The organism is Myxococcales bacterium, assembly GCA_022184915.1.
GTDB lineage: Bacteria > Myxococcota_A > Polyangia > Fen-1088 > Fen-1088 > JAGTJU01.
The window spans coordinates 65,168-84,479 of sequence record JAGTJU010000007.1 but is presented as its reverse complement, the minus strand read 5'-3'; the positions used below and the strand labels follow the sequence as shown (position 1 = coordinate 84,479).

18 protein-coding genes are annotated in these 19,312 nt (G+C 67.1%); 12 read left to right on the top strand and 6 right to left on the bottom strand.

Annotated features, from left to right (window positions below; genetic code table 11):
* The first annotated feature begins 215 nt into the window (after positions 1 to 215).
* From purB to murJ, 4 genes are all read left to right on the top strand, one after another.
* Entirely contained in the window at positions 216 to 1,544 is a 1,329-nt protein-coding gene (gene purB, locus KA712_22920; protein ID MCG5055821.1) for an adenylosuccinate lyase, read from the top strand.
* A 4-nt stretch (positions 1,545 to 1,548) separates the two neighbouring features.
* A complete protein-coding gene (locus tag KA712_22915; GenBank protein ID MCG5055820.1) occupies positions 1,549 to 2,508 on the top strand; it encodes a phosphoribosylaminoimidazolesuccinocarboxamide synthase in 960 nt (319 codons plus the stop codon).
* 42 nt (positions 2,509 to 2,550) lie between these two features.
* On the top strand, positions 2,551 to 3,243 hold the full coding sequence (locus KA712_22910) for a phosphoribosylformylglycinamidine synthase I (GenBank protein ID MCG5055819.1): 693 nt from the start codon (positions 2,551 to 2,553) through the stop codon (positions 3,241 to 3,243).
* 70 nt (positions 3,244 to 3,313) lie between these two features.
* Positions 3,314 to 4,882, top strand: a complete 1,569-nt coding sequence (gene murJ, locus KA712_22905) for a murein biosynthesis integral membrane protein MurJ (GenBank protein MCG5055818.1) — start codon at positions 3,314 to 3,316, stop codon at positions 4,880 to 4,882.
* 4 nt (positions 4,883 to 4,886) lie between these two features.
* Here murJ and KA712_22900 read toward each other — a convergent pair whose 3' ends face one another.
* The 4 genes from KA712_22900 to KA712_22885 all read right to left on the bottom strand — a co-directional run bounded on the left by KA712_22900 (position 4,887) and on the right by KA712_22885 (position 9,827).
* Positions 4,887 to 5,705: a zinc ribbon domain-containing protein gene (locus KA712_22900; GenBank protein ID MCG5055817.1), complete on the bottom strand. Its 819-nt coding sequence runs from the start codon at positions 5,703 to 5,705 to the stop codon at positions 4,887 to 4,889.
* 116 nt (positions 5,706 to 5,821) lie between these two features.
* The gene (locus tag KA712_22895) at positions 5,822 to 7,348 is read right to left on the bottom strand and encodes a hypothetical protein (protein ID MCG5055816.1); all 1,527 of its coding nucleotides are present in this window, start codon (positions 7,346 to 7,348) and stop codon (positions 5,822 to 5,824) included.
* A gap of 162 nt (positions 7,349 to 7,510) precedes the next feature.
* Positions 7,511 to 8,476, bottom strand: coding sequence for a serine hydrolase (locus KA712_22890; protein ID MCG5055815.1), 966 nt, complete (start codon positions 8,474 to 8,476; stop codon positions 7,511 to 7,513).
* Between the two features lie 52 nt (positions 8,477 to 8,528).
* Positions 8,529 to 9,827, bottom strand: coding sequence for a DUF4147 domain-containing protein (locus tag KA712_22885; protein ID MCG5055814.1), 1,299 nt, complete (start codon positions 9,825 to 9,827; stop codon positions 8,529 to 8,531).
* Between the two features lie 95 nt (positions 9,828 to 9,922).
* Here KA712_22885 and KA712_22880 point away from each other — a divergent pair, with 95 nt between their 5' ends.
* Entirely contained in the window at positions 9,923 to 10,888 is a 966-nt protein-coding gene (locus KA712_22880) for a D-2-hydroxyacid dehydrogenase (protein ID MCG5055813.1), read from the top strand.
* Here KA712_22880 and KA712_22875 read toward each other — a convergent pair.
* Positions 10,869 to 11,690 carry a hypothetical protein gene (locus KA712_22875; GenBank protein MCG5055812.1) on the bottom strand — a complete coding sequence of 274 codons (822 nt, stop codon included), beginning with the start codon at positions 11,688 to 11,690 and terminating at the stop codon, positions 10,869 to 10,871. The two genes, KA712_22880 and KA712_22875, sit on opposite strands and share 20 nt — an antisense overlap.
* Between KA712_22875 and efp the strand changes: the two genes are divergently transcribed.
* Together efp and genX are read left to right on the top strand one after the other, a co-directional pair.
* Complete coding sequence (gene efp / locus KA712_22870) at positions 11,689 to 12,264, top strand: elongation factor P (protein MCG5055811.1); 576 nt, start codon at positions 11,689 to 11,691, stop codon at positions 12,262 to 12,264. The two genes, KA712_22875 and efp, sit on opposite strands and share 2 nt — an antisense overlap.
* A gap of 57 nt (positions 12,265 to 12,321) precedes the next feature.
* Complete coding sequence (genX, locus tag KA712_22865) at positions 12,322 to 13,257, top strand: EF-P lysine aminoacylase GenX (GenBank protein MCG5055810.1); 936 nt, start codon at positions 12,322 to 12,324, stop codon at positions 13,255 to 13,257.
* A 6-nt stretch (positions 13,258 to 13,263) separates the two neighbouring features.
* Here the strand turns inward: genX and KA712_22860 are convergent, their stop codons facing one another.
* The gene (locus KA712_22860; GenBank protein ID MCG5055809.1) at positions 13,264 to 13,677 is read right to left on the bottom strand and encodes a tetratricopeptide repeat protein; all 414 of its coding nucleotides are present in this window, start codon (positions 13,675 to 13,677) and stop codon (positions 13,264 to 13,266) included.
* Positions 13,678 to 13,852: 175 nt separating this feature from the next.
* Here KA712_22860 and yajC point away from each other — a divergent pair, with 175 nt between their 5' ends.
* The 5 genes from yajC to KA712_22835 all read left to right on the top strand — a co-directional run bounded on the left by yajC (position 13,853) and on the right by KA712_22835 (position 19,307).
* Positions 13,853 to 14,149 carry a preprotein translocase subunit YajC gene (yajC, locus tag KA712_22855; protein ID MCG5055808.1) on the top strand — a complete coding sequence of 99 codons (297 nt, stop codon included), beginning with the start codon at positions 13,853 to 13,855 and terminating at the stop codon, positions 14,147 to 14,149.
* A gap of 18 nt (positions 14,150 to 14,167) precedes the next feature.
* Positions 14,168 to 15,949: a protein translocase subunit SecD gene (gene secD / locus KA712_22850; GenBank protein ID MCG5055807.1), complete on the top strand. Its 1,782-nt coding sequence runs from the start codon at positions 14,168 to 14,170 to the stop codon at positions 15,947 to 15,949.
* Between the two features lie 23 nt (positions 15,950 to 15,972).
* A complete protein-coding gene (gene secF, locus KA712_22845) occupies positions 15,973 to 17,214 on the top strand; it encodes a protein translocase subunit SecF (GenBank protein ID MCG5055806.1) in 1,242 nt (413 codons plus the stop codon).
* Between the two features lie 96 nt (positions 17,215 to 17,310).
* A complete protein-coding gene (recJ, locus tag KA712_22840) occupies positions 17,311 to 19,035 on the top strand; it encodes a single-stranded-DNA-specific exonuclease RecJ (protein MCG5055805.1) in 1,725 nt (574 codons plus the stop codon).
* A 2-nt stretch (positions 19,036 to 19,037) separates the two neighbouring features.
* A complete protein-coding gene (locus KA712_22835; GenBank protein ID MCG5055804.1) occupies positions 19,038 to 19,307 on the top strand; it encodes a hypothetical protein in 270 nt (89 codons plus the stop codon).
* Positions 19,308 to 19,312 lie beyond the last annotated feature (5 nt).

The window sequence follows — 19,312 nt, the reverse complement described above, 5'->3', positions numbered from 1 at the left end:
CGAAAGAGCGGAAGCTCACGTGCTGCTCGCAACGAACAGCCGGCCCCCCCGTGACGGGCCGCACTTTTGGGGGATCGCTGAAGCCGGTCTTCGCCCGCGCGGCCCCCGCAGAGACACTGAGGGCCTCGGGGAAGGACAACGCGATGCGTTTCGTTCCAGATTCCCCACCCCCTCGGTTGCCCTGCTTGGCCGATTCGGCTAGTTAGTTCCCTCCGATGCTCGAACGATATAGCCGCCCCGTCCTGCGCGACCTTTGGTCGGACCTCAAGCGTTACGACACCTGGCTCGAGGTCGAACTCGCGGCCTGCGAGGCCATGGAAGAGGCAGCGCTCGTTCCCTCCGGCACGGCCGCCCAGGTCAGGGCGCGCGCGGCGGGCCGCCTGGACGCGGGCGCCATCCTTGCCCACGAGGCGCGCACGAAGCACGACGTCATCGCGTTCCTCACGCATGTCGAAGAGGTGGCGGGCGAGCCTGCGCGGTGGCTGCACCTGGGCATGACCAGCTCCGACGTGCTCGATGCGTCCTTCGCGCTCTTGCTCAAGCAGGCCGGTGAACAGATCTTGGCGGGACTGGACTTGCTCCGCGAGGCTTGCCGCGCGAAGGCCGAAGCGCACCGCAAGACGGCGATGATTGGCCGCTCGCATGGCATCCACGCCGAGCCGATTACGGCAGGGCTGGTGTTCGCCGGCTTTTTTGCCGAGCTCGGCCGGGCTCGGAAAGAGTTGGTCCGCGCCTGCGAAGAGGTGGCGGTGGGCAAGATCGCCGGGGCCGTCGGCACCTACGCGAATCTCGATCCGGCGATCGAGGCCAAGGCCCTTGGGCGCCTGGGCTTGCGGCCCGAGACCGTGCCCACCCAGGTCGTGGCGCGGGATCGGCATGCGGCGTTCTTTTCCGCCTTGGGCCGCCTTGGCACCGCTGTGGAACGCATCGCCATCACGGTACGCCACTGGCAGCGCACGGAGGTGGGAGAGGCGATTGAGGCCTTCGGCAAGGGCCAGAAGGGCTCCTCCGCGATGCCTCACAAGAAGAACCCGATCCTGTCGGAGAATCTCTGCGGCCTTGCGCGCCTGCTGCGAAGCTACGAGCAGGCAGCGCGCGAAAACGTGGCCTTGTGGCACGAACGCGACATCTCCCATTCCTCGGTGGAACGCGTGATGGGTCCGGACGCCACGGCGCTCGCGGATTTCATGGTGCGCCGTGCGGCGAGTCTCGTGGAGGGGCTGGGGATCAACGAAGCCCGCATGAAGCAGAACCTCGATCTGACCGGGGGGCTCTACTTCAGCGAGGCCGTCATGCTGCAGCTCGTGCGCAAGGGCATGGCCCGGCAGGCCGCCTACGAGTTGGTTCAGCGCAACGCACTCGTCGTGGCGGCCCGCATCGGCCTGCCGCAGGCACAGGGACCCTCGTTCCAGCAGCTCCTCGCGGAGGACGCCGACATCGCGGCGCGCCTTACGCCTGGCGAGATCGCGCAAGCTTTTGATCTTCAGCACCACCTGCGCCACGTCGATGCGATCATCGACCGCGCGTTGTCGGTCGAAAGCTGAGCCCATGCTCGACACCGACGTCATCCGCCAGCAGCTCGCTAAGACCCTCGACCGCACCGACTTCACCGAGCTTGGCACGAAGTACGAAGGCAAGGTCCGAGACTGCTACATCGAGGGGGGCCGCCGCACGATCGTCATAAGCGATCGGATCAGCGCGTTTGACGTGGTTTTGGGCACGATTCCCTTCAAAGGCCAGGTGCTCAACCGCATGGCCCGGCACTGGTTCGAACTCACGAAGGATCTGGTGCCCAATCACGTTCTGGCCGTACCTGATCCGGTCGTGATGGTGGGCGTGGAGTGTGAGCCCCTCGCGGTGGAGTTCGTGATGCGTGCATACCTGACGGGCACCACGAAGACCTCCATTTGGTACCACTACCAAAACGGCGCTCGCACCTTCTGTGGGCATGCGTTGCCCGAGGGGATGCGCAAAAACCAGCTCCTCCCGGCCCCTTTGCTCACCCCCTCGACGAAGGCCGAAAAGGGCGGGCACGACGAGTCCGTGTCGCGCGATGAACTGCTGCGCCGAGGCGCGCTTTCGGCGGCAGATTTTGAGCTGGCGGCCGACATGTGCCAGCGGCTCTTTGCTTTCGGGCAGGCCGAGGCGGCCCGACGCGGCTTGATCCTGGTCGACACCAAATATGAAATCGGCCGCCGGCCCGATGGTCAGCTGTGCTTCATCGACGAGGTGCACACCCCTGACAGCTCCCGCTACTGGTTTGCCGACGACTACCAGGCGCGCTTCGATCGCGGCGAAGACCCGCGGGGGCTCGACAAGGACTACGTGCGCAACACCTTCGTCGCCCAGGGGTATCGGGGAGAGGGGCCGCCTCCGCCCTTGGCAGACGACGTGCGCGTCGAAGCGGCACGCCGCTACATTGCGCTCTGTGAACTCGTCACGGGGCTGCCCTTCGTGCCCGATGTCGAAGCGCCGATTCCGCGCATTCGCCGCAACCTGGGTCTTTGAATCGGGAGGCCGTGCGTGCGGGGGGCGGTGTTGGGCGCGCGCGTGCGGGTAGGGCCTCTTCTCGAGGCGCCCGCCACGTGGTCGACGGTGGCGGGCTTCGCCTTCGCCCCGTCAGAGCTCGCGTGTGTGGTGGTGACGGGGCCGCTGCCTGCTGAGTCGAGCGCGCGGGCGTTCCTGAACCGCCACGAAGCTGCCGGTGGCGCCGTTTTGGCCCTCGGCGAGGGGTTCGCTGCCTGCTGCGCGTGGGGGCTTCTGCCCGGCAGGCTCGAGCCCACGGATCTGGGCGGGGAACTCCCCCGGCGGTGTCACGTGCGCGTGGAAGGGCGGCCCACGCCCTTTACGGCCGGGCTTCCCGCCGGCCGCGTGCTGGACCTGTCATGGGGAAGCCGCTTGTCCTACCGTCACACGGATCTTTACGGTCTCGAGAAAGCCGGCCAGGTGATCTTCCGCTTTTGCGATGCCTGGGCGGGTCTCGGCGACGCGTGTAACCCCGTAGGTGCACCCGCCCACGTGGCAGGGGTCTGCAACGCGCGGGGCAACGTGGTGGGCCTGGCCACGGCCCTGCCCGATCTCGAAGAGGCGGCGCCGCGCGAGGGCGGGGCGGATGTGACCACGTGCTTTGCGTCCTCCTTCGCGGGCCGCTTGTTTGCATCCTTGGCCCTGTGGGCGGCCCACACGAACCCCACAAGGTCTGCCCTGGCGTCCCCTCGCCGCCGCAAGCCCGTTGCGTCTTGAACCTTTGCTTTCGCAGACCCGCATGGCCCGCAGCACACTTCGCGCCTCCTTCGCCCTCAGCCTCGCCGTCATGGCGTCGCGTGTTCTCGGCGTGGTGCGAGAGTCGGTCTTCGCCGCCCTTTTCGGCGCGGGCGCTTTGACGGACGCGTACATCGTCGCGTTTCGCATCCCCAACCTGCTGCGCGACCTCTTTGCGGAGGGCTCCTTGTCCAGCGCTTTCGTGCCCACGTTCACGCAGGCGATGGAGCGGGACGGGCGTGCCCGCGCCTTCGAGCTCGGCAACCGGGTGGTCACCGGTCTTCTCTTGGTGACGGGGCTCATCACGCTCTTGGGGATGCTCTTTGCGGGTCCTGTCGTGGAGCTCATCTCGGGTGGGTTCGCCGGGGATGCTGACAAGGAAGCGCTCACCACGCGTCTTGCCCGCATCATGATGCCGGTGCTGTCGTTCATCAGCATCAGCGCCGCCTGGATGGGCATGCTGAACGCCCAAAGTCGCTTCGTGGCGCCCGCCATGGCGCCGGCGATCTTCAACGTCGTGTCGATCATCGGCGGCTTTGGGCTGGTCGCTTTGCGGCTGGTGCCGGAGCGGGCCATCGTGCTCTTCGCCTACGTCACCGTGGTGGCGGCGCTGGCGCAGGGGCTCTGCCAGGCGCCGAGTCTCTGGCGTACCGGGTTTCGGCCCCGCCTCAGCCTTCGGGGGGTCCTCACGGATCCTGGCGTGCGGCGCATTCTCCGGCTCATGGCTCCCGCTGTGGTGGGCCTGGCCGCCGTGCAGATCAACGTGGTCGTGAACACGCGCTTTGCTGCCGCCTTGGGAGATGGCCCCCAGACCTTTCTCAACAACGCCTTCCGCCTGTTCTACCTGCCCGTGGGTGTGTTCGGCGTGGCCTTGGCGACTGTCACCACGACGCGTGTCTCGGAAGAGGCCGCGCGTGGCGACCGCACCGCGCTGCGGGCCCGTACGGCCGAGGGGCTCCGCGGCGTGTGGATGCTGGGCAGCGCGAGCACCGTTGGGCTCGTGGTGTTGGCCATGCCCGTGGTGGGCCTCATTTTCCTGCGGGGCCGCTTCACGTTGGCCGACACGCGGGCAACCGCCATCGTGCTGCAAGCCTTCATCCTGGGCGTGTTGCCCTACAGCATGGTGAAGAACCTGGCGCCCGCGTTTTATGCCGTGGACAAACCGCGCATCCCCATGATGGCGTCCCTGGTGGCCGTAGTGACCAACCTCGTGTTCAACGCCAGCACCTATCGGATTCTCGGCGCACCGGGCCTGGCCTTGGGCACGACGCTGGGGGCGGTCGCCAACTATCTGGTCCTGCGGATCGCTTACGGGCGGGTGATCGGGCCGCTGAAGACGCCGGGCTTTCCGGGCCTATGGGCCCGGCTGCTTCTGGCCAACGTGGTCTTGGCCTCGCTCGCCTACGGCCTTTACCGGCTGGGGGCATACCTTTTGGCCCTGGTGCACCTTCCCGTGAAGGTGGGCGGGGGAGGGCTTTCGGGGGCGCTGGTGCTCTTCGTGGCCATCGCGGGCGCCTTCCTCGCCTACACCCGCTTGCTCGCGCGCTTGCGCTACCCCGGGGCCGACGAGCTTGCCAATCTACCAGGCAAGCTCCTGCGCAAACTCCGTCCGCAGCGCTGAGCGCTCAGGGCCCAAGCTCGGGAAACACGTACACGAGGCGCCCTTCGTGGGTCACCTCCACGTCCACGTGGCGCCCGTCCACGAGGGTGTCCAGCACGGCCTCGGCCTCGTTGAGATCCAGTCCCAGGGCTGCCGCCACCTCCGAGACGCTCAGCCGTCCCCCGTGTTGTCGCGCCAGACTCAACACCTGGCGACGTTGGTTTTTGGCCTCGGCGGCGCGCGCTTCGCGGAGCAGCCGCCCCGCGCGACGGAAGGCGTTCACCGAGCCCAGCGCCAGCAGACCGCCCGGCAATCCCACGATCGCCAGTTCGGAAAGCCCGGCGCTGCTCAGCATCGCGAACAAGGGCAGCGACAGCGGCATCGCAAAGAGTCCCAGCCACACCCCTCGATGCCGCGCGCGCTGGCTGGCGGTCTCGAGCTGCCGCGCTTTCGGCGCCGTGGTCATGAGACCCCCGGGCGCCAATGCGGGGATGAGCGCGCCGCCCGGAGCCGCACCCATTGCCGGCAGCAGCGCAGCCGGGGCCGCTTCAGGCAAGAGCTTGCGGCAGTGGGCACAGATGACCCGATCCTTGCGCAGGAAAAAGAAAATCACCGGTAACACGAAGTTGAGGGGCAAAAGCGCCACGAGCTTCGCGATGTTGACCCCGCGGGAAAAGTAGGCGCTGGGGGGCAAGGTTTGCCCGCAGCGGTGGCAGCTCTGCGCCATCACGTTCGGCTGGGCACGCAGGCCCGGCTCTGGCACGTCCGCCGAAAGGTTGGCGCCGCAGACAGCGCAGAACCGCGCCGCCGACGAACTCTCCGCTGTGCACCGGGGGCACTGCATGTTCCCAGATGATAGCAACAATCCGTGATCTCCCCGCCCGCCATGTGTTCGCCGCCTTCGAAACGAAAAACCCCCGCACCGACGAGCCGGGCGGGGGGCTTGTCAGGCCGACGCGCTCAGTTGCAGCGCGGATCGTTGTCGCGGCCGCAGGTACGGCACTTGACCGACTGAATCGTGCCCTTGGCAGGCTCTTGCCCGCCGCGGTCCACGTTGATGCGGAACTGCGAGCCGCTGCACGTGTTGCCGTTCGCTCCTGGCGCCTGCAAGCGCCAGCAGGGTGTGTTGTTCCCGCTGCACGCCGGCAAAACCTTGTCTTCGCCAATGCCCGTTGCCGTATTGGGCACGCGGTCCACCACCGTGCACTCGGCCTGAACCCCTGCCTGGTTCGGGTCCACGTCCATCAGCCGCTCGGAAAGGCACCCGGGGTCGAGCCGGGCTGCGATGAGGTCAGCGATCCGCTTGAGGGCAGGGCTGAAGTTGTCGCTGCAGATGCTGTCGAGCGTGCCGTTGTCGCCGAAGGACTTGACGAACTGCTCGATGCGCAGCGCGGGCGCCGCGGCGCCACCGGCAGAATTGCAGATGGGCTCGACGTCGAGCACCGTCTGGTTGTTCATCGCCACCTCGGAAAAGGCGTAAGTTGCACCGTCACGCTTGTTCGGCTGCCCGGTGATCGCAGACACGATCACACGCTCGGGGTTGATGGGCTTGAGTGAGTAGAGGTAGCTCACGATTTCTTCCACGGGGATGAGGCGCCCCCCGCCGTTCGGAGCGGCGGTGCAGTTTTCGAGCGGCGTTTGGAAGGCTGACGTCATCGGCGCCCGGCCGTTGCAGGTGTGTCCGGCGATGTTGCAGCGCAGCGAACCCGCCTGGCCCGTGAAGCTTCCGTCGACGTAAAGGTCAGAGTCGGGGTTGCCCGAACAGTCGTCCTCGTCGGTGATCAGCACCACCGCCAAAAAGGCGTCTTTGCGCAAAAACCCCACGTTCTTGGTGGTGTTCTTGGGCATGAGGCTTTCTGCCAGCGCCACGCGGACAGACTGCAGCTGGTGCTCGAAACCACATCCGCCCGTGCCCAGCGCCGCCATGCAGGAAAACACGTCCTCGAGGTTCCCCGTGAAGTTCTTCTGCGTATCGTTGTTGAGCGAGATGATGAAGTTGCCCTGGCTCTCGTCGAGACCGCAGCCGCTCTTCACCTGAAATTCGCCCTTGTCCCCGCCAGGACGGTTACAAGCGGCGTTGCCCGAGATGAGGGAGCTTCCGGCACCCACGTCGCTCGAGATGATGCCGATGTGCACGTTGGGCAAGCCACCCGGTATCTTCCGAAGCGTGTCGATGAGAATCGGAAAGTTTTCGCGCAGGTTGTCCTGCTCCTCTCTCATCGAGCCCGAGTTGTCGATCATGAACACGATATCCAGGTCTCGAATCGGGTTCACGTCGTAGAACTTGTCGGCCTGGCCCTCGGGCTGCGGGTTCGGAGCCTGCAGCGGGTGTGAGTTGCAGGCAGCCAGCGTGGCGGCCGCCACGATGCCCGTGAAGATGCCCTTGGCCACGAGCCCCCTCGAAATCTCGAGGGTCGAACGGCGCCGGCGGGGGGAGGGCGCGAGCCCTGCGGGTGAAGACGAGCGGTCGAACGGGCTGGTGGTCACGGGGGTCCTCCTGAGCATGCGGTCTCCCACTCTAGAGCAAGGCGTAGGCCACAGGAACCCCCAACTTAAGCTGTTGCAACGAAAGGGGTTTCAGAGTGGGCATGACAACTAAGTTGACGGCGACCGGAAAACTAAATTGGCGACGGACAACATCGTTGGCACTCAGCGGCTCGTCTCGGCTCCGGGGGCCGCGGCCATCCCGGTTCCGAGGGGGGGCGTGGGTTTGGGGTGCGGTTTCGTCGCCACCACCCAGTCGGCCACGCGCGCGAAGTCCCCGAAGCGGGTGAGTTTTCCCTCGGCGCCCAAAAAGGCGAGCCCTAATTTGCGCCCGTCCACCCGGGCGCAAAGGACCAGGCAGTAGCGGGCAAAGTCGTTGAAGCCGGTTTTTCCCCCCAGGATCTCCGTGTTCCGGCGCAGCGCCGGTTTGTAGGTGTTCACGTAGGGGATGGAGGGCCGCGACACGGGATGGGCGCTGTACTCCAGGCGCCCCAGGACCCCGGCGAGTGTGGGGTGGGCCAGCGTGGCGGACAGCATGGCGATGGTCTCCCGGGGGGTGGACACGTTTTCGCGGGAGAGGCCCGTGGGCTCCCGAAACCGGGTGTGCTTGAGCCCGAGCGCACGCACCGTTTTGGTCATCTCGCGGGCGTATTCAGCCGCTGAAAGGCCGAGGGCGCGCCCCATGGCCGAGATGGCGCGGTTGTCCGAGCCCAACAACCCGGCGTGGAGCAAATCCAGGTTCGAGACGGTCATGCCCGTGAGCAGCCGGCTACGGGCGCCCCCGCGGGCCACCTCGGCATCCGTTTCCGTGATGGTGGTCAGCTCGGTGAGGTCGAGTCCACGGTCCATCGCCACGAGAGCTGCCGCCAGCTTCGAGATCGAGGCGATGGGGCGTTCCGTATCGGCGCGTTTGGCGTAAAGCTCGGCGCCCGAATCCAGGTCCAAGGTGAGGGCCGCTGCCGACTGCACGTTCGGGAGGTTCCCCTTCATCCAGGGGACCGCGGGCGCCGCCGGCCGGGGCGCTGGGCGGCGGCGGGGTTTCCGACGAGCCAGGGCCTCGGGCGCCTGCGTGAACATCCAGGCCCCGATCCCGCCTCCGGTGATCAGGGACAGCAGCTTTCGTCGCTCCAAGGTGGCCGCAGCTTAGCCGCTTGCCGCGGGAAGGCCAACCCCGACGGAAGGCTCAAATCCCCACGCCCAACAGGTGCAGATCCAGCAAGTTCGACGTTCCGGGGCCGTGGACCAGGGCCCCGAGCGCGCCGAGCACCGTGGCGGCGTCATTGTCATCGAGGGCCGCCTGGGGATTCAGCCCTTGGCGCTGGGCCTCGGCCCAGGTGCCTCCGTGCACTTCGGCGCCCGCGGCCGGAGCGCTTCCGTCCCTGTCATCGGTCCCGGCGGCCAAAAAGCGCACGCCTGCGAGCCCGTTGATGCCCTTGGCGACGAGGAGCGCCAGGTGGGTGGCCCGGCCGCCGGTTCCCTGGCCGCGGACGACGATCGAAGGTTCGCCGTTGCCCACGCAGACCCGCGGTGCCCCGCCGGAAGCGCTCTCGGCGTGCGCACGGGCCACGTACGTCGCGGCGAGCACCTCGACGTCCGTCTCGACGTCGGCAGAGAGGGGCAAGCCAACGAAGCCTCGCGTTTGCACCACCCGCCGGGCACTGTCGCGCACGTTCTCCGGCCCCGCGAGGCATTCGTACCTCACGTGGTCGAGGCGCCCGTCTCCGGGCTTCGGCGTTTCGGGCGAAAGGCCCCGCACCCCGTCGCCAATCCAGGCCTTGACGGGTGCCGGGGCGTCGGGGGCGAAGCGCTCGAGCAGGGCCTTGGCTTGCGCAAAGGTCGTGGGATCCGCAGAAAATGGGCCCGAGGCAATGGTGGCCGGGTCGTTGCCCACCACATCGGAGAGGGCCCAGACCTGGGTGGGCGCCTTGGTGAGCGCCCCGAGCTGGCCGCCCTTGATGCGCGACAGGTGCTTGCGAACGGTGTTGAGTTCGGCAATGGCGGCACCCGCCCGAGACACGGCCTTCACCGCGGCGCGTTTGTCTTCGAGAGAGAGGGGCAGGGCCGGCGCGCACAGGATCGAGGAGCCCCCACCCGAAAGCAGCACCAGCAGCCGATCTTCGGGGCTGAGCGTCTTCACGAACCTTTCCGCGGCCGTGCCCGCGTCCACCGAGCGCGGGGTGGGGTTCGGGTGATCGCCGACCAGCGCCGAGGTGCCTGGGGGCAGGTTCGGCTCTTCCGGAAAGCGGGTGGGGGGCGCCACGAGCAGCGCCTTGGGGGGAGCCCCGCAGCTCGCCAGGTAGCCCGCAAACATGGGGAAGCTGACCTTGCCCACGGCCAGCAGGGCGGTGGGAGGCGCGCCCCGCTCGTCCGCCAGCCGGGCCCTGACCAGGGTGGCGCCGTCCAGTTCGGAAGCCACCTCCCGGAAGATGTCGGCCAGAGGTCCGGGAAGTCCTGGCTCCCGATCGGCGCGCGCAGACGTCATGGAGCCTCACGTTGTCGCACGCCTCGGATCGCGTCAAGCGTGTGGGGCGTTGGGGAGGGCTTGACGTCGCGGGGCTGGCCGCGTTCCATGGCCCCATGACGGCGACGAAGCTCGTGGTGTGGTGCAATCAATCGTTGGGGGAAGAGGCTTCGGGCCGGCTGCGGTCCCTGCTGGCCACCCACAGGCTTCACTGGGCGCCCGACGGCCAAACAGATCCCGCCCTGCTGCGCGAAGCCGACGTGGCGTTTGGTCAGCCGCCGGTGGACGCTCTCATGGGGCCGCACCGTCTGAGGCTGGTTCAGCTCACGAGCGCGGGGTACACCACCTACGACCGGCAAGACCTCAAGGCAAGCCTTGCCGCGCGCGGGGTGGTCATGACCAAGGCGTCGTGGGTTTACGACGAGCCGTGTGCCGACCACGTGCTGGCCTTCATGCTCGCCGCGGCGAGGGCCCTCCCGGCGGCTTTCTGTGAGCAAAAAGGCCCGCGCGGCTGGCCCACGGCGCCCCTGCGATCGCGGTCGTTCCTGCTGCGCGATCGCGAGGTGCTGCTGGTGGGTTTCGGCTCGATAGGCCGCCGGCTGGTGGAACGGTTGGCCGCCTTCGGCGCCCGCGTCAAGGCTGCCCGTCGGCAGCCCACGGGGCACGAGCCCGTGCCGACCACCGCGATCGGAGAGCCCACGTTTGCGCGCTGGCTGGCGCAGGCCGAGCACGTGGTGAACCTCTTGCCGGCCAACGCCTCCACGCTCGGCTTCTTCGATACCGGTCGGTTCGCGGCCATGAAGCCCGGTGCGCACTTCTACAACGTGGGCCGCGGCAGCACGGTCGAGACGGCTGCCCTCGGCCAGGCGTTGCAGAGCGGACACCTGGCCGCTGCCTACCTCGACGTGACCGAGCCCGAACCCCTACCGGCCGGGCACGCCCTGTGGACGGCGCCGAACTGCTTCATCACCCCCCACACGGCCGGCGGCCATGACGACGAAGACCTGCGCTTGGTCGAGCTTTTGCGCCTGAACATCGAGCGCATCCAGAACCGACAGACCGTCATCGACCAGGTGACGTGACCCTCCGCGGGCGCGTGAGGTGCCCCCACACCACCTCGCAGGCCTTCGCCACGGCCGCCGGGCCATGGGTCAGCCACTCCTGCCGGCCCCGAGGGCCTACGCGGTTGGACACACCCAGCACCGCCACGAAACGCACGCGCGCCGCCCGGGCGGCCCGGGCCACGGCGAAGGCCTCCAGGGTCTCGAGCTCAGCCCCGGTCTCCGCCAGGACGTGGGCTCGGCGTGGGGCGCGGGTGATGGCCAAAGGGCAGATCGCATCGACCAAAGGCAGGCCGGCCTGGCGGCAGAGGGCACGGGCGAGCGGGCCGTGGCAGCTGGCTTTCGTGGGCATCGGCGCCGGCAGCTCGGAGACGGAGGGCAGGTTCGGCTCGCACAGGGTCATCTGGTCGATGACCGCCACGTCGCCCAGGGCGACCGGGGAGCCCGGCAAGCTTCCCGCGGTGCCCACGAGGTACACGACCTTGGGGCGGTGTGCCGCGATCGCGCGGGCCGCCCCCAGCGCGGCTTCGACCAATCCCACGCCCACGACCTCGGTGACCACCAACGGACGGGACCGTGTTTTGCGGAAGGCCGCCGTGAAGGCCGCGAGCTCCGGGCGCCAGGCCGCCAGCACGAGGGCAGGGGAACCAGCTTCGAGCTTCGGGCGCTTCACGGGCCGCAGTGTGGCCGCGCGTGACTCAGGAGTAAAGCTCGGGATGGCTCCGCCGGGCGCGACGAGGAGGCCTTCCGTGCCGCGCCGGGGCGCCTGGTGCGTCTGCGTGGTTGACGCCGCCGACGCCGTCACGTTAGATCGGCGGCCCATGGCCCAAATGTACGATACCTCGGAGATCCGGAAGGGTCTCAAAATCATGATGGACGGGAACCCCTACACCGTGGTCGAGTTCCAGTTCGTCAAGCCCGGCAAAGGCACGGCGTTCACGCGCACGAAGATGAAGAACCTGCTCACGGGCAGCGTGCTCGAGCGCAACCTCCGCTCGGGGGAGCGGCTCGAAGCCGCCGACGTCGAGGTGAAGAACATGCAGTACCTCTACGACGAGGGTGAGTTCTGCGTGTTCATGGACAACACCAACTACGAGCAAGTCCAGATCACGAACGACCTCGTTGGGGACGACAAGGGCTTCATGCCGATGAACATCAGCGTGGACGTTTTGTTTTTCCAGGGCCGCGCAGTAGGCGTGACCTTGCCGAACTTCATCGAGCAGGAGATCGTCGAGACCGAGCCGGGCGCGCGAGGTGACACCGCCACGAACGTCACCAAGGCGGCCAAGCTCGCCTCTGGCGCCACCGTCAAGGTGCCCCTGTTCATCAACCAGGGCGACGTGGTGCGCGTGGACACCCGGACGGGCGAGTACCTGGACCGCGTGGGCCGCGCCTGAAGGCCTTCACCCGGGCGCACCTTGTCTCCCACATCCCCCGCGCTTGCCGAGCCGGCCTTGGCCGCGCGTCGCGAGGCCCTTGTGGCGCGGGCCCGCATCCTCGATGAGGTGCGGGCCTATTTCCGTTCACAGGATTTTCTCGAGGTCGAAACGCCATCCCGCGTGCGCAACCCCGGCCAAGAGCTGCACCTCGATGCGTTCTATGCCGAAGGGGGGCGCTACCTCATCACGTCTCCCGAGCACCACATGAAGAGGCTCGTGGGGGCAGGTTACGACCGGGTATTCCAGGTGTGCCGCTGCTTTCGCCAGAACGAAGAGGGCCCTCACCACCAGCCCGAATTCACGATGGCGGAGTGGTACCGGGCGCGGGCGCCGCTGTCCTCGATTGCGGACGACTGCGAGGCCTTGCTCGTCCGTGCGGCCGCGGTGTCCGGGCGGCCCTTCGACGGTGAGTGCGTACGAACTACCGTGGCTGCCCTGTTGGCAACGCATGCCGGCGTCGAGCTTCAGGGAGACGAGGATTTGCCCGCGCTCGAGCGGCGGGTGCGCACGGCGGGACACGACCCGCGGGGCGCCCGGACCTTTGACGAACTCTTCTTTCAGATCTTCCTCGACCATGTCGAGCCGGCGCTGGCCCAGGGCCCGCCCACCTTCGTGTGCGATTGGCCGGCGCCGCTCGCGGCCCTCGCGCGCGTGCGCCCGGGCACCCCATGGGCCGAGCGCTTCGAGCTCTACGCGGGCGGACTCGAGCTCGCGAACGCGTTCGGCGAGCTCACAGACGCCGTCGAGCAGCGACGGCGCTTCGAGGCCGAGGCCGAAGAGCGCCACAGACGCGACAAGGTGGCTTACAACGTTGACGAACGGCTGCTGGCTGGCCTTGCCACCATGCCCGAAACCTCGGGTGTGGCGCTTGGCATCGACCGCCTCGTGATGTGGGCGCTCGGCGCCTCCCAGATCGCGGACGTGGTGGCCTTCCCTGACCCCGAGGTATGAGCGGCGTTAGGCCTGGTCGCGCACCCAGACCGCCTCGACACCGTCGATGTGCGCCACCCACTTGGGAACGTCGGGCACGTGGCGGCCCGACGGCAGCAGCGTCTGGTAGCGCTGAAAGTGGGAGAGGGCCTGGTCCCGGTCTGCACGGTGCGCGAGCGCTAGACGCCGCAGCACCTCGAAAAGCTCGTCGTCGAGGGCGGCGGGGTCGAGGTTGCTGGCCGAGGTGTCCAGCCCGAGCGCGTGGGCGTAGTCCTGCGCCGCCTCTTCCAGCTTCCCCAGGCCTGCCTGAGCCTGACCCCGGTTGAACCACGCCTCGGGTTCGTCGGGATCGGTTTCGATCTCGCGCGTCGCCTGTTCGACCGCCGCCTCGAAATCCTCATCGGCCACCAGTCGGGTCGAAAACAGCTCTCCGTAGCTCATGGAGGCGCAGTGTAGACCAAAAAATTCCCCCTGGTGCGCTGCGGTCGAGCGACGCGCGTGGCCAACTGCGTCGCTTGACCCTCGATCGCCCCTCTGCTAAGCGTTCCGGCCCGTGACTACCTTCATTCTCGGCATCGGTCAGGCGGCACCAGCGGGCCCTCAGGGCAGCCCTCTCATGTCGTTCTTGCCGCTCATCCTGATCTTCGGCGTTTTCTACTTTCTGATCATGCGGCCCCAGGCGAAAAAGCAGAAGGAGCACCAGCGCATGCTGGGTGAGCTGAAGAAAGGCGACGACGTGGTGACCACGGGCGGCATGATTGGTCGTGTCACGGGCGTCAAGGACACCGAGCTCGTCCTGCAAGTGCAAGAAGGCGTGCGGATTCGCGTGCTTCGAAGCGCAGTCCAGGGCAAAGTCTCGGCCTCGGCGGCGAGCGCCTCCGACGACAAGGGCGACAAGGCCGCCCAAAAGTAATCCCCTCGAAGGCAGATCATGGAACGTTCCTGGTGGTGGAAATCTCTCCTGTTCGGAGCGGTCACGCTCCTCGCGGTGCTCTATTTGGCGCCGTCCGTCCCGAATTTCACGCTGCCAGGGTTCCTGCAGGGAACCTTCGACCGCAAGCTGCAGCTGGGACTCGATCTCCAGGGCGGCCTGCATCTGGTCTACGAGGTCAACGTCGACAAGGCCGTGTCCTCGAAGGTCGATCGGCTCGCCGGCGACCTCGAAGAGCGTTTGCTCGAGAAAACGAAGGACTTCAAGGTCACGCGGGAGGGGCGTGAGGACATCATCCTCACGTTCAACCAACCCGCGGAGGTGGCGAAGCTGGATGACGACATCCTGAAGAACTACCGGGATTCGTTGGACGTCATCGACCGTGACGCCGCTTCGGGCATCGTGCGCTTGCGGATCGACGCCGACCAGGTGGCCGAGGTGGCGGACTATGCCCTGCGCCAGGGCATCGAGACGATTCGGGGCCGCGTGGACAAGTTCGGCGTGGCCGAGCCCACCATCATCAAGCGCGGCACCGACATCGTGGTCGAGCTGCCGGGCCTCAAGCCCGAAGACTTCGAGCGCATCAAGACCATCATCGGCAAGACGGCCCAGCTCGAGTTCAAGATCGTGCAGGCCGGTGGGGACTACATGACCAAGGTCGCAGCCGCCTTGCCCAAAGACGGCTCGATTCAGGTGATCCCCGACGTGTGGAGGGACAAGAAGACGAACGAGACCAAGCAGGACCTTTACCTGCAGGCTGCCGACCGCAAAACCCTGGAGACGTTCGTCAAGGGCCTCTCGGGTGAGCTCGCCGTGCCCGCAGACCGCGAGTTTGGCTTCGAGGAGGTCGAGGTCGGCGGCACCGAGGGTAAACCGGGGTCTGCCCGGCGCGAGTGGCGCACCTACCTGCTGGAAAAGCGCGCCGCTGTGACCGGCGAGTATCTGTCTTCGGCTGAGCTCAGCTTCGACCCCCAGACGAACCGCCCCGAGGTGCTCTTCACCATGGACCGGCAGGGCGCCACGCTCATGGAGCGCCTGACGACCGCCAACATTGGTCGGAAGATGGCCATCGTGCTCGACGACCGGATCAACAGCGCCCCGGTGATCAATGACACCATCGCGGGACGTGGGGTGATCACCCTGGGTTCGTTCGGTGATCCCCTGAAGGTGCAACAGGAGGCGAGGGATCTGGTGGCCGTACTGCGCTCGGGCGCCTTGCCGGCCCCGCTGACCAAGTCCTTCGAGACCCAGGTGGGCCCGACGATGGGTCGTGACGTCGTAGACCGCGCAGTCACCTCGATGTTGGTGGGTTCGGTGGCCGTCGTCTTGTTCATGCTCGTCTACTACAAGGTGGCAGGCATCGTGGCGATTGTTGCCATGTTCCTCAACTTGCTCTTCATGCTCGCGATTCTCGCCGGCTTCGAGGCAGCGCTCACCCTGCCGGGTATCGCGGGGCTCGTGCTCACGGTGGGTATGGCGGTGGACGCCAACATCATCATCTACGAGCGCATCCGTGAAGAACTTCGCGCCGGCAAAACAGCACGAACCGCTGTGGAAGCGGGATTTGATCGCGCTTTCTGGACGGTGTTCGACGCACACGTGACCAACTTCGTCGCGGGCGTGGTGCTCTACTCCTACGGTTCAGGCCCGATTCGAGGCTTCGCCGTGACCCTGCTCGTAGGCATCGCCTCCAATCTCGTCACCTCGGTGTGGATGTCGCGCTGGATGTTCGAGCTCCTGCTCGGCCGTCGCGGAACCGTCAAGGCCACCCTCTCCATCTAGTCCGACTCACCAGGAACGCGCCCATGGCCGCTCACAAGTTTTTCGAAATCATCAAACAGGGTACGAACTTCGAGTTCGTGGGTAAGCAGCGGACGTCCATCACGATCTCGCTGCTCGCCGTTCTGGGCTCGCTTGCGATGCTTCCCTTGAACGCGTTCGTCTTCAAGGGCCGGGGCAGCATGCTCAACTGGGGCGTGGATTTCCGGGGCGGCAGCGAGTTGCTGGTGCGCTTCTCGAAGGAGGTCGAGCCCGGTGATGTGCGCCAGGCCATGGAGGCCGCAGGCTTCCAGGGCGCCGAGGTCGTGCGCTATGGGCAGGCCTCCGAGGCCGGCCGATCCTACATGCTTCGGATCGGGGCCGTATCCGTCCTGTCCGAGGACCAAGCGAAGAAGCTCGAAGGGGCCCTCGGCACAGTGGGTGACGCGAAGCTCAAGTCGCTCGAATGGTCGGAGGGAGGAGATAAGGTTTACCTACGCTTCGACAAGACCCTCGAGTCCTCGCGTGTGCGGGAAGCTTTGACCGCCGCCGGAACCGAGACCACCCAGGTGCAGCCCTTCGGTCGCGCTGACGACAACACCTTCGAGGCCACGCTCATCGGCCTCGACGTGGAGGTGCGCAAGGGGCTCGAGGCCAAGTTGGGTGTGGGGGCGGTTGCCGAGATTCCCCAGGTCGAGTCGGTGGGTGCCAAGGCCGGTCGACAGCTTCAGTACGACGGCGTTCAGGCTGTGTTCGGCGCCATTTTGCTGATCGTGCTCTACGTAGCGCTCCGCTTCGATTTTCGTTTCGGTCCGGGGACCATCATCGCGCTTCTTCACGACGCGATTGTCACGGTGGGTGCCTTCGCGGTCACCTACAAGGAGTTCTCTCTGACCACGCTGGCGGCGGTCCTCACCATCATCGGTTACTCGGTCAACGACACCATCGTGGTGTTCGACCGCGTCCGGGAGAACGCTGTGAGGTTCAAGGACCGCGCTTTCGATCGCGTCGTGAACCAGTCGGTCAATGAAACGCTATCGAGGACGATTCTCACCAGCGCCACGTTGCTCTTCGTGACGCTGGCCATGAACGTTTTGGGCTCAGGCGTCGTGAAGGACTTTGCGTTCGCCATGAACGTGGGTGTCATCGTGGGCACGTACTCCACGATCTTTATCGCAAGCCCGGCGCTCATCTGGCTCGACAACCGCTTTCGGGCGGCCGCAAAGAAGGGAGCCGCGGCTCCTCGACGCGGTCGCCGTCGCACGGCCGAGTCGGCCTCCTCGGTGTGAGTCGGATGCCCTCGGGGGCATGAGTCCGCCTTCGGGGGCCTCGTTTCGTCAACAGCCCCCTTTTCTGCCGTGGGCTGTTCGGCATAGAAGCTGCGCATGGTCAGCCGATGGCAGATTCCTCGCATCGACGACGGCCAAGTCGATGCGCTCTGCAGACAGCTTGGCCTGCGGCGGCTCACGGCCGAGGTCTTGGTCCGACGGGGCATGGGAGAGCCCGAGCACGCTCACAAGTTCCTGACGCCACGGCTGGCAGACCTTCGAAGCCCCAAGGGCATTGCGGACCTGGATCGGGCTCTCGAGCGTCTCGTTCAGGCGGTCGGCGAGCGCGAGACGGTCGGTGTGTTCGGTGACTACGACGTGGACGGGGTCACCTCCGCGGCAGTCCTCACTTCGGGCCTTCGGGCGTTGGGGGGCGTGGTCGAGGCCCGATGTGCCAGCCGCTCGGGCGGGTATGGCTTTACCCTGGCGGCTGCCGAGCGCTTTGTCGCGGCCGGCTGCACGCTCGTGATCACGGCCGATTGTGGCACGAGCGACCACGCCTCGATCGGCTGGCTTCGGGAGCGCGGGGTTCCCGTGGTGGTGATTGATCATCACCAGGTGCCTCGCGGAGACCACGTCGCCTTGGCGTTGGTGAACCCCCATCGCGACGACGACCGTTTTGCCTTCAAGGGCCTGGCGTCGTGCGGCCTGGCCTTTTACCTGGTCGGCGCCCTGCGGACCCGCCTCAAACAGCTCGGAAACCCCCGGGCCGCGGCGTGGGACCCGCGTGAGCTGCTCGATCTCGTGGCGCTGGGCACCGTGGCCGATGTCATGCCCCTCACCCACGAGAACCGCGCCTTGGTTGCGGCGGGGCTCAGGACCCTGTCGACCCGTCGGCGTCCCGGTGTTGCCGCGTTGGCCCAGGTTTCCGCGATGGAGGCTGACCGAGACGTCACCGCCGTCGACATCGGGTTTCGTCTTGCGCCCCGCCTCAACGCAGCCGGCCGTCTCGGGGACGCTCAGCTGGCGCTGGATCTGCTGCTCGCGCCCGACGCCGAGAGGGCGCTCCGTTTGGCTCAGGCGCTCGACGAGCAGAACCGCCGGCGCCAGGAGATCCAAGAGGCGGTTTTGGCGGCGGCCGACGCAGAGGTCGCTGCGCTCGTCCGGGACGCCGGTGGCCAAGTGCCCGCCGCGCTCGTGGTGGGCGATGAGGGCTGGCACCACGGCGTGGTGGGCATCGTGGCGGCCAAACTGGTCGATCGCTACGCCCGTCCCAGCCTGGTCATCGGCTTCGAGGGAGAGCGCGGCCGCGGTTCGGCGCGTACCGTGCCGGGCTTCAATCTTTATCGCGCTCTCGCTGACACGGCCGGTCATCTCGAGGTTTTCGGCGGCCATGCCGCCGCAGCAGGGCTCACGATACGGCGCGCAGAGCTCGAGGCGTTTCGGGCCGCCTTTGTCGGTGTGGCGCGGGTCTGGCAGGAGCACAGTGAAGACAATGCAGGCATCGAGGTCGACGCTGTGGTGCAGCTTGCGGACCTGGACCTGGCCGGCGCCGAGGATCTGGCGCGGCTTGCCCCCTTCGGGTGCGGGAACGCGGAGCCTCTCTTGGCACTCTGCCGTGTAACAGCAAGCTCGTCCCGTGTGGTGGGGGGCTCGCATCTGCAGCTCACCCTGAGCCAGGAAGGTGTGGTGAGCGACGCCATTGCCTTCGGCATGGCGGAGCAAGCGCCGGCACCGGGCGTGCGTTTGGACCTTCTCGGCTGTTTCGAGGTGAACGCGTTTCGAGGGAGCCGCAGACCCAGGCTTCGGGTAAAACACATTTTCGAACCCGAGGTCGACTGAGCATGCCCGAGGAACGCCCCCCCAGCGACGACCATGTGGCGTCGCAAGAGGCCTCTGCCGCCGAGGAGGCTGAGTTGCGGCGGCTGCGCAAGGCCATCGCCGAGCGGGGCAGCCGTCGTTTGTGGCAGCTCGTGCCGAAGAGGACCCTTTCGAAGGCCCTCTGGCTGATCCTGGTCCTCGTGGCCATCTTGTGGCTAAGGCGCAATGCCGGGCGGCTGGCGGCAGAGTTCGACGGTGCCTGGAACACGAGCCCGACCGACACGCGGCGGTGAAAATC